The organism is Streptomyces sp. NPDC107528 (assembly GCF_055639295.1).
In genome coordinates, this window is sequence record NZ_JBVKAV010000004.1 from 306,642 (window position 1) to 316,378 (window position 9,737).

Below are 9,737 nucleotides of genomic sequence, written 5' to 3' on the forward strand. Positions count from 1 at the left end.
TTCCGGGCGCGGCCTGCTGGCTCCAGGGCCCCCGTCGGGCCACTTGACCGCTCGCCCTGAACGACGCCCGACTACCCCTGGCCCGTTCGACGAAACCCCGCCGACCGCCGCCCCGCGACGGGCGCGGGGAACTGCGCGCCCCGCCCCCACCGGCCCGCGGCCTGACGCACGGCTCTCCCCGGCTGAGCGCTGGATCGTGTCCGCAAGGTCCCGTCGTTCGCCCGGCGGGCGGGCCCCGCGGCAGGCGCGACTTTGCGGACACGGCCTAGCGCCTCTCGTACGGGTTCGCCGGCTGCGCCACCCGCCGCACCGACGCGGCGTCCAGGACCGGCGGCCACGCTCCGTCCGTGCCGAGCCTGCCCTTGGGGTGCCAGATGCCGGTGACGGTGACCCAGGCGTCGGCGGGCGGGGCGTCCGCGTCCCGGATCTCGACCTTGCTCGTGGTGGCGTCGGCGGCGCAGCAGGAGACGAGGAGGCGGGAGACGTACCAGGTGCCGTCGTCGTCCCGGGTGACGAACCCGGTCAGGCGGACCGTACGGCCCGTCAGCGACCGTCCGCTGTCGTAGATCGCCCGCGAGCTGAACTCGGCGAGCGTCAGCTCCACCGGGTTCCCGGCCGGCAGCGCGGGAAAGTGCCCGATGCCCTGCGCCGCGCGTTGCGCCGCCTCGCGCTCGGCGCTGTAGGAGCCGAGGGCCGGCGGCGGGAAGAGGAGGAGGGCGAGGGCGGGGAGGGTGAGGAGCCAGGCGACGCGGGGGCTATGGTGACCGCCGTGCTGAGCGTGGGCGTGGGAATCGTCGCCGGACTCGTCGTGCTCGCCGTGCTCGCGTTGCTGATCGCGGCCGGAGTGTTCGCCGTGCTCTGCGTGCTCGCCCTGCTCGGCGTGCGGTTCTTGTTCCGGTCGCCCGACAACCGCCGCGGCCACCGCCAGCAGCACCAGCAGGAACCCGGACACCACCAGGGATGGCCGTAGTCCCGCCTGCACGTACCGCAGATACAGCTCGCTGAACAGCGAGATCCGCAGGACCGCCGCGCCCGTCACGAGCAGCGGCACCGCCCGTCCGTACCGCCTCACAGCAGCCACCACCCCACCAGGGCGCTGCTCGTCACGGCCGCCATCCACGTCACGGACGAGAACCGCAGGGCGAAGGACCGGCCGAACGTCCCCGCCTGCAGGGCGATCAGCTTCAGGTCGACCATCGGGCCGACCACCATGAACGCCAGTCGCGCGGTCGGCGAGAAGCCGCTCAGCGACGCGGCGACGAACGCGTCCGCCTCGCTGCACACGCACAGCACGACCGCCAGGAGCGCCAGGAGCAGCACCGACAGCCAGGGCGAGCCGGTGAACAGGTCCAGCACCGAGGGCGGCACCGCGATGTTGAAGGTCGCCGCGGCCGCCGCGCCGAGCACGAGGAAGCCGCCCGCGTGCAGGAAGTCGTGCTGGAGGCCGGCGGTGAAGGCGCGCAGTCCGGTGGCGGCCGGGTGGGCGTGGCGCTTGAGCGGTCGCAGCCACTCGTCGCGGCCGAAGCGGGCCCACAGCCAGCCCATCACCAGGGCCGTGGCCAGCGAGGCGATCAGCCGGGCGAGGACCATCCGCGGCTGCCCGGGGAAGGCGACGGACGTGGCCACCAGGACGACCGGGTTGACGGCGGGCGCGGAGAGGAGGAACGCGAGGGCGGCCGAGGGGGCGACCCCGCGCCGCATCAGGCTCCCGGCCACCGGCACGGACGCGCACTCGCACCCCGGCAGGACGACACCGGCCGCCCCGGCGATCGGTACCGCGAGCGCCTGGTTGCGGGGCAGCAGGCGGCTGAAGACCCGCTCCGGCACGAACGCCCCGATCGCCGCCGAGACCACCGTGCCGAGCAGCAGGAAGGGCACGCCCTGCACCGCGATCGCCGTGAAGACGGTCCACCAGGCGGCGACGGGCGGGGTGTAGAGGTCGAGGGCGAGCACGGGGCCGAGGACGGAGACGACCGTGGCGATGGCGAGGAGCGCGGCGCCGACGACGACGGTGCACACGAGGGCGCGTACGACGAGCCGCAGCGCGTCGGCGAGCGTCCGCGCGGTCCGCTGGTTCTCCACGTGCCCGTCCCCACCTGTCCGGATGTCCCGCGCAGCTAAGCGGGACGACCTGTGGGCCGGCTTGGGTTGGTTACAGAGGGGGCTGTGCGGGCGCGGGTCCGAGGGTGGTGGTGCCGGGGGCCGTACGGTGGCCGAGTCCCGTCCGGTACGCGTCCAGCGCCGCCTCAACCCGTCCCGTACGGCGCAGCAGATCGCCGAGCAGCCGGCACAGGTCGGCCAGGTCACCGGCCGCGCCGGCGCGCTCCAGGAGGCTCAGGGCGCGGACGTAGTGCTCTTCGGCGGCCTCGGTGTCGCGGGCGTCCTCGGCGATGATGCCGAGGAGGCGGTGGGCGGCGGCGGAGTGCAGGGCGCCGCGCTCGGGGCTGAGGTCGCTGAGCACCTCGTGCAGGAGGGCGGCGGCCTCGTCGGACTTGCCGCGCCGGTGCAGTACGTCGGCGAGTTCGACGGCGACCTGGCTGGTGTAGAGGGCGGCGCGCTTGGCGGTGAGCATGGTCTGGGCCTCGCGCAGTTCGGCTTCGGCGCGCTCCAGGTCGCCGTTCTGGGCGTAGACGTAGCCGCGCATCCAGTGGCAGTTGGCGAGTTCGGTGCGGATCTGGAGCTGCCGGTACAGCTCGGCGGCCTTCGCGAGGGAGGCGTCCGCCTCGGCGACCCGGCCCTCGGCGAGCAGGGTGCGGGCGACGGACCGGTGCATACGGGCGACCAGGGCGGGGTCCGCGGCCTGCGGGGCGAGGGCGAGGGCGTACTCGGCGGCCTGGGCGGCGCGGGCGTGGGCGCCCATGTCCATGTAGGGGCCGATGACGCTGGCGTAGAGCAGGAGGAGGGCGTCGGGGTCGTGCAGTCCGCCGCGGTTGAGCTCGTCGAGGGTGGATTCGATGAGGTACACGGCGTAGCGCAGCTCACCGGCGAGGTAGTGCGACACGGCCCGGCCGCGCAGCGCGGGCACCCGTGCGGGCAGCGGGGCGTCGGCGTCCGCGAGGACCTGCTCGGCGCGCTCGAAGTACCGCCGGGCGGAGTCGATTTCCCCGACGTCGATGTCGCACTCGCCGAGCCCGAGCAGCGCCGCCGCCCGTTCCTCGGCGAACCCGTGCGCGTCCGCCTCCGCGAGCAGCGCGGTGTACTGCTCGGCCGCGGCCTCGGCCTCGCCGGTGGCGAGGGCGCGTTGGGCCTCGGTCAGTCTCATCCGCAGGGCCGTGACGAGGTGCGCGGGCCGTCCGGTGGCGAGCTCCTCGAAGGCGACGCCGAGCCGGTCGGCGATGTGCCGCAACGCCTCGTCGGAGGCGCGCACCCGCCCCGCCTCCAGGGTGGAGATGTACGCGGGGGTGTACGCCGGCTCCGCCAACTGTCGCTGCGTCAGCCCACGATCGGCCCGCAGCTGCTGGACCCTTCGCCCGATCGTCCCAGGATCATCACGGTCCGACACGCTCAACGCCCCCAACTCCCCCTGTGCCCCTTGCCGTTCGACTCCGACAGCCCATAGGTTAAACCGCGTATTAAACGTGGTTAACACCTGGCTGTTGCGAGGTCGCCGTGCAGGAACGCACCAACACCACCGAGCGCTACACCCGAGGCCTCGCCGCGGCCGTGATCGCCGTGGCAACCCTGATCCTGGCAGCCAACACGGGCCCCGCCCGAGCGGCAGAACCGACTCGGACCGAGCAACCGACCCAGCATGTCATCCCGGTGTCGACTACGCCGTAGATCTCACTGACCGACCACGACGGCCACCACCACTCGCACGGGGACCCGCCTTGCCGACGCACGTCCATGACCACGCCGACCCGCATGCCCGCATCCCCGCGACGGCGACCCGGGGAACGGTCGTCCTGCTCAACGGAACCTCCAGCTCCGGCAAGAGCAGCATCGCCCGCGCGCTCCTCGACGTCCTCGACGGCACCTGGTTCCACCTGCCGGTGGACGCCTTCCACGCGATGCGTGGCGGCAGCCCCCTTGCCGACGAGGACTTCCAGGCCGAGATCGACCGCACCACCAAGGGCTTCCACCGCGCGGTCGCCGGCATGGCCGCGGCCGGCAACAACCTCGTCGTCGACTACCCGCTCAGCCGCCGCTGGCGGTTGCTGGACCTCCTCGACCTGCTCGTACCCGAGGACACGGTCCTGATCGGGGTCCGCTGCCCGCTGCCGGAGCTGCAACGCCGGGAGCGCGAACGAGGCGACCGCCAACCGGGCCTCGCCGCCTTGCAGTTCGACCAGGTCCACTCCCACGGCCCGCACGACTTGGACGTCCACACCGACGTCCTGACCCCGGCCGAATGCGCCCTGCGCATCAGCGACTTCCTGCCGAACCGGCCTCGCCCGACCGCGTTCGAGGAACTCCGGCGCGCGTTGCGGGAGTAGAGCGGCACATCAGCGGTACGGACCCCGCCGACGGCCGGACCGTCAGCCGCTGACCTGCAACTGCCGCAGCTGTCGGTGGACGTTCTCCAGGGCGCCGCGTCGGCGTCCGGGCACCCGGCTCCTCAACTCCACTAGGACGGGCCCCAGTTCGCGTGCGAGGGCCGTGTCGTGGATCTGCCCCCACTGGTGGTGGGCACGGTCCACCGCGGCCTCCACCGCGGGCGCGTCCGGGGCCTGTCCGGCGGAGAGCCGGGACGAGGCGACCGTCAGCCAGGTGCGGCAGCTGCGCACCGGGTCCCCGGCCAGCATCGCCAGGTCCGCGCGGACCTCGCCCCAGTGCAGGGCCTCCTCGGAGGCGTGGCCATGGGTGTGGACGGCGGTCTGCTCGTACCGTGCGGCCAGCGCGTCGGCGTCCGCGTGCCGGCCCGCCTGGACGGCACTGGTGATGGCTGCGTGCGGATCGCTCGGCGCGGGCCCCTGTGCGGTCAGCACGATGTCGATGCCGACCCCGGCCTCGGGGGCGATCCGGGACAGCGCCTGCTGGTGCAACTGGTCCAGGGGCGGGCGGTGTCCGCTGCGCAGCAGGGTCGCGACCGCCTTCATGTACGCCGGGCCCGCCAGCGTCCGCCGGTTCGGCGGCGCCGCGATCCGGCCGTAGACGGCGTGGTTGCGGCCCGAGTCGAGCGGGTTGGCGAGCAGCCACTGCCAGGTCTCGTGGTCGGCGTGCAGATCGAGGACCAGCGAGGTGGAACCCGGGGCGCGCAGGCGCAGTTCCTCGCGGATCCAGTGCCAGGGGAAGCCGTTGTAGCGCACGGTCGACGGGGTGGACCGGGCCAGCGCCAGGTGGGGGAGGTGCTGGCGGCGGTCCAGTTGCAGCTGGCCGGCGACGAAGACGGTGAGCGGGCCGGGGGCGACGGCCGCGGCACGCAGGCGGGTGAGGACGGCCTGCGGCTCCAGGGGGTCGGCGAGTTCGACGACGTTGGCGGTGTCCGTGCCGGACAGCACCGCGGGCGGGACCGCCGCGAGGATCGGGAGCACGGAGGCGGCGTCCACCAGACAGCCCCTGCCCGCCGGTGAGGCGGCGAGCAACAGCACTGTTCCGGGCATCGGTCCCTCCCCATCCCCCGTCGATCACGTACGGCAGCACCGTAACCGCTGCGGGTGCAAAGAGGGGATCTCAGGGCTGCAAACGTCCGTTTCCGTCCCCATTCCCCACACCGGCCGTCCGCCGTACCGCGAACACCGTGGTGTCGTCGGACAGATGCCCTCCGCAGTGCCGCAGCGTGCTCTCCCGCACGAAGTCGACCAGGCACCGGGGCTGTGCGATGTCCGGGTCGGCGGCGACGGCCTTGGCGACCTCGGTGTCGAGCGGGAAGAAGACGCCGTCGCCGTCCCGGGCCTCCGTCACACCGTCCGTGGTCAGCAGTAGGGTCTCGCCGGGCCGCAGGGGCACCCGGTGCACGGGCGGCGGACCGTCGGCGGGTGCCAGACCGCCGTAGCCGAGGGGCAGGGCGTGGCCGGGCGGCAGGGGCTCCACGCCGTCGGGGCCGACGACGAGCGGACAGTCGTGGCCGAGGACGACGGCGTCGATCGTGTCCGGCTGCTGCTCGGGAAAGCCGATCAGGACGGCGGTGGCGAACCGGTCTCCCTCCTCCTTGCCCAGAGCCGCGCGCAGGCGGATGTGCCGCCGCAGCCGCTCCTCCAGCAGTACGGCGACCTTCGCCAGGTCCGGCTCGTGGTAGGCGCTCTCGCGGAAGGTGCCGAGCAGTGCGGCCGCCGCCTCCACAGCGCCCAGCCCCTTGCCCTGGACGTCGCCCAGGATGACGCGGGTGCCGTGCAGGCCGATCTGGATGTCGTAGAAGTCCCCGCCGACCCTGGCCTCGCTGTCGGCGGCGAGATAGACGGCCGCGTGCTCCAGGCCGCCCCAGCCCGGCGGCAGCGGGCGCAGCACGGTACGGCGGACGGTGGCGACGACGTCCTGTATGTGCAGCATGCGCCGCTCACCGCGCACGCGGACCACGCAGGCCAGCGTGGCGAGGACACCGCCGATGCCGGCGAGGACGAGGTCGGGCAGGCCCGCCTGGTACTCGTGCGGCAGGGCGGCGTCGGCGGCGAGGTAGGTGGCGGGTGCGAGCACCGCGAAGATCGCCGTTCCCCACACCCCGCAGATCGCCGCGGCGATACCGGGCACCAGTACCATCCAGGACAGGATCCGGAAGTCGCTGCTGGTCCTGAAGTCGACGGCCACGATGCCGACGAGCAACACCAGCGGCGGCACCCAGGCAACGCTGTGACCGCGCACGCTCAGCAGCCCCGACCGGCGCGCGTCGCCCTGCGGGCCGGCTTCACCGTCGCTTACGGCCCTCATGGGCTTCAGCGAAACACGGCGTTCGACGCGCCGCATCCGGGTACCCGGGCCCCCGTCCTCGAACGCCGGACGGGCCGGATCTGCACTGATCTGCACCGCCGACTTGCCACCCGACCGCGCCAGGTGTGCTCTGGATGGCGGGGGCGCGCAGAGAGAGGAGTGCTCTCATGGCTCATGCGGCACCTGTGCCCGGGCGGGCCCGGCGGGCGGTTACGACTGGGTTGAGCGGTCTGCCCGATGTGTTCAGCGCGCGGACGCACCGCGTCGCGAGTGTGGCCGTGCCGATCGTCCTCGGGCTGGTCTACGGCTACTGGGCCGCGGCGAACCGGCGCGCCGGCGGGGAGATCACCGGCTGGAACCTGCTCTTCGGCTTCGTCACCGCTGCCGCGTTCATGGTGCTGTACGTCGCCGTGCGCTGGGTCGCCTCGCAGGTGATCCGGGAGCTGCACGCGGTCCTGTGGGCGGTCTTCGCGGGCGGCACGTTCGGTTTCCTGTACAGCCAGGGCGGCAACTCGGTCCTGAGGTCCTCGATCATGGGACTGGCGATCGGCGCGGCCTTCTTCGTCGTGCTGTTCTACCGCTACTACACGCACGAGGACGCCCAGGGCCACCGCCTCTGAGGAGCCACCCGTTCGGGTGAACGGTGCACGGGAGAGCGGAACAGTGCCGCCGTATGCAGGCACATCGCTGGCGCCCCGCCCCCGGTGACCTTTGCCTGAGAGGGTGCCCACCCGTCTGCGGAACGCCCTGTCGGCAGTGCTGATCGCCCTGTCGTGCCTCCTCGTGCCGTTCGGCGCGCTGGCGGCGTGGGTGACGTACGCGCTGGTCGACACCGGCCGGTATGTGACCGCGATGGCGCCACTGGCCCACGATCCGGCGGTGCAGGGCGCCGTCGCGGACACCGTCGGCGCCGGGATCATGGACGCGGTCGGCGACAGACTGGACGCTTCCCCCGTCTCCCCGGTCTCGCCCGAGAGCGGCGCCGTGCGCCCCTTCGTGCACGACGCGGTGCGCTCCTTCACCCGGACCGAGGCCTTCCGGACCGCGTGGGAGGCGGGCAACAGGGCCGTCCACGACGCGGTGCTGAGCGCCCTCCAGGACGGACAGCGTCGCACGGTCACCGTCGACCTCGCCCCGGTCACCGCCCAGGTCAAACGCCGGCTCACCGAGGACCGCATCCCGTTCGCGCACCACATCCCGGTCGAGCACACCGACGTGCCCGTGCTCCCGGCCCACGAGCTGGACCGGCTCAGGAAGGGGTACGACGTGCTCGAAGTCGCCGGGTTCTGGCTGCCCGTCTCCGCCGTCGCGCTCGCCGCGACCGGCATCGCCGTCGCCGCCTGCCGCCGCCGCGCGGTCACGGCGACCGCGCTGGGCACGGCCCTCGGCGGTGCGCTCCTGCTCCTGACGCTGGTGATCGGCCGCCGGCTCACCCTGGCCGGGCTGGCCGAGGCGGCCCACCGCCCGGCCGCGGGCGCGGTCTACGACGCCCTGACCCAGACCCTGCGCACGGTGTCCTGGCTGCTCATCGCCCTCGGCCTGGCCGTTGCTCTGGTCTGCCGGCTCACGGACCTGCTCGCACGACGCCGCCGAGCGTCCGTAGCGCCCGCCGCAGATCCGGCTCAGGAGCCGACGCGAGCCCGAGCCTGACGGCGTCCGGCGTACGGCTCGGATCCACCGCGAAGGCGGGACCGGGCGTCACCGCGATGCCGTGCGCGGCGGCAGCGGCCGTGAACGTGTCGGCGCGCCACGGCGCGGGCAGCTCCCACCAGGCGAAATAGGCGCGGGGATCGGACCGTACGGCGAACCCGCGCAGTTCCTCGTCGACGATCCGCCGCCGACGCCCGGCGTCCGCCCGCTTGGCCGCGACCAGCCGCTCCACGGTCCCCTCCCCGATCCACCGCACGGCCGCCTCCAGCGCGAACCGCCCCGCACTCCACCCACCGGACCGGACAGCCGACGCCACGGTCTCGACCCGCTCCTCGGGTACGACGAGGAAGCCGGCGGTGAGCCCGGGCGCGACGCGCTTGGAGAGGCCGTCGACGACATGGGTGAGGCCGGGCGCGTGGGCGGCGAGGGGGTCGTCGTCCGTGAGGAACGACCAGATGCGGTCCTCCACGACGGGGAGGTTCAAGTCGACGGCCGTATCGGCGAGTCGGCGTCGGCGCTCGGGGCTCGTCGTCACCGAGGTCGGGTTGTGCAGGGTCGGCTGCAGATAGAGGGCGGCCAGCGGAGCCGCGCGGTGGGCGGCGGCGATGGACTCCGGGCGCGGGCCCTCCTCGTCCGTGGCCAGCGGCACCAGGGTGATGCCGAGCCGGGCGGCGATCTCCTTGACCACGGGATACGTCAGCGCCTCGACGCCGACCCGCCCGCCCGGCCGGACCAGGGAGGCGAGGGCGGCGGCGACGGCCTGGCGGGCGTTGCCGGTGAAGAGGATCCGGTCGGGGGCGGGGTGCCAGTGCGGGGTGGCGAGGAGGCGGGCCGCCGCTTGGCGGGCTTCAGGTGTGCCGGTGACTGCGGCCGGACGCAGAGCGTCGGCCAGGACGTCGGGGCGCAGGAGCGGCGCGAGGGCGGGGGCGAGGAGCTCCGACTGGCCGGGCGCTGAGGGGTAGTTGAGCTCCAGGTTGACCGGCGCGGCGGTCGCGGCCTCGACAAGGGCCCGCCCGTTCCCCGCCGGAGCGGCCCGCACGAAGGTCCCGCGTCCCACCTCGCCGACGACCAGCCCGCGCCGTACGAGTTCGGCGTACACCCGCCCCGCCGTCGACCCGGCGATCCCGCGCCGCCGCGCGAACAGCCGCTGCGGGGGCAGCCGTTGGCCCGGCCTGAGCCGTCCGGCGGCGATGTCGTCGGCCATGCGGTCGGCGAGACGCCGATAGTCGTCCACGAGACTCCCCCATCCACGGGCCCCAGATTGCACCGAGGGCAAAGATCTT

General features: G+C 73.8%; 10 protein-coding genes. 4 read left to right on the forward strand and 6 right to left on the reverse strand.

Annotated elements, in window-relative coordinates:
* Nucleotides 1-265 precede the first annotated feature (265 nt).
* From ACZ7L5_RS15080 to ACZ7L5_RS15090, 3 genes are read right to left on the reverse strand one after another with little or no spacing between them, the layout of a single operon-like run.
* The gene (locus ACZ7L5_RS15080; RefSeq protein WP_471517352.1) at nt 266-1,072 is read right to left on the reverse strand and encodes a TIGR03943 family putative permease subunit; all 807 of its coding nucleotides are present in this window, start codon (nt 1,070-1,072) and stop codon (nt 266-268) included.
* On the reverse strand, nt 1,069-2,106 hold the full coding sequence (locus tag ACZ7L5_RS15085; protein ID WP_471517354.1) for a permease: 1,038 nt from the start codon (nt 2,104-2,106) through the stop codon (nt 1,069-1,071). Before ACZ7L5_RS15085 ends, ACZ7L5_RS15080 begins: the two co-directional genes overlap by 4 nt.
* 46 nt (nt 2,107-2,152) lie before the next feature.
* Nucleotides 2,153-3,502 carry a helix-turn-helix domain-containing protein gene (locus tag ACZ7L5_RS15090; protein ID WP_362386151.1) on the reverse strand — a complete coding sequence of 450 codons (1,350 nt, stop codon included), beginning with the start codon at nt 3,500-3,502 and terminating at the stop codon, nt 2,153-2,155.
* Nucleotides 3,503-3,609: 107 nt separating this feature from the next.
* Here ACZ7L5_RS15090 and ACZ7L5_RS15095 point away from each other — a divergent pair, with 107 nt between their 5' ends.
* Complete coding sequence (locus ACZ7L5_RS15095) at nt 3,610-3,780, forward strand: hypothetical protein (protein WP_471516991.1); 171 nt, start codon at nt 3,610-3,612, stop codon at nt 3,778-3,780.
* Between the two features lie 50 nt (nt 3,781-3,830).
* Nucleotides 3,831-4,436, forward strand: a complete 606-nt coding sequence (locus ACZ7L5_RS15100; protein ID WP_471516992.1) for a chloramphenicol phosphotransferase CPT family protein — start codon at nt 3,831-3,833, stop codon at nt 4,434-4,436.
* Between the two features lie 42 nt (nt 4,437-4,478).
* Here ACZ7L5_RS15100 and ACZ7L5_RS15105 read toward each other — a convergent pair whose 3' ends face one another.
* Entirely contained in the window at nt 4,479-5,543 is a 1,065-nt protein-coding gene (locus ACZ7L5_RS15105; RefSeq protein ID WP_328880433.1) for a hypothetical protein, read from the reverse strand.
* A gap of 70 nt (nt 5,544-5,613) precedes the next feature.
* A complete protein-coding gene (locus ACZ7L5_RS15110; protein WP_471516993.1) occupies nt 5,614-6,804 on the reverse strand; it encodes a PP2C family protein-serine/threonine phosphatase in 1,191 nt (396 codons plus the stop codon).
* Between the two features lie 167 nt (nt 6,805-6,971).
* Here ACZ7L5_RS15110 and ACZ7L5_RS15115 point away from each other — a divergent pair, with 167 nt between their 5' ends.
* A complete protein-coding gene (locus ACZ7L5_RS15115; RefSeq protein WP_471516994.1) occupies nt 6,972-7,424 on the forward strand; it encodes a hypothetical protein in 453 nt (150 codons plus the stop codon).
* Between the two features lie 103 nt (nt 7,425-7,527).
* Nucleotides 7,528-8,454, forward strand: a complete 927-nt coding sequence (locus tag ACZ7L5_RS15120) for a hypothetical protein (RefSeq protein ID WP_471516995.1) — start codon at nt 7,528-7,530, stop codon at nt 8,452-8,454.
* Here ACZ7L5_RS15120 and ACZ7L5_RS15125 read toward each other — a convergent pair.
* Nucleotides 8,369-9,688, reverse strand: a complete 1,320-nt coding sequence (locus ACZ7L5_RS15125) for an aminotransferase-like domain-containing protein (RefSeq protein WP_471516996.1) — start codon at nt 9,686-9,688, stop codon at nt 8,369-8,371. The two genes, ACZ7L5_RS15120 and ACZ7L5_RS15125, sit on opposite strands and share 86 nt — an antisense overlap.
* Nucleotides 9,689-9,737: the final 49 nt, after the last annotated feature.

Coding starts and splice junctions, on each gene's coding strand:
- ACZ7L5_RS15105 (WP_328880433.1), bottom strand. CDS start 5,543: ATGCCCGGAACAGTGCTGTTGCTCGCCGCCTCACCGGCGGGCAGGGGC.
- ACZ7L5_RS15110 (WP_471516993.1), bottom strand. CDS start 6,804: ATGAGGGCCGTAAGCGACGGTGAAGCCGGCCCGCAGGGCGACGCGCGC.
- ACZ7L5_RS15115 (WP_471516994.1), top strand. CDS start 6,972: ATGGCTCATGCGGCACCTGTGCCCGGGCGGGCCCGGCGGGCGGTTACG.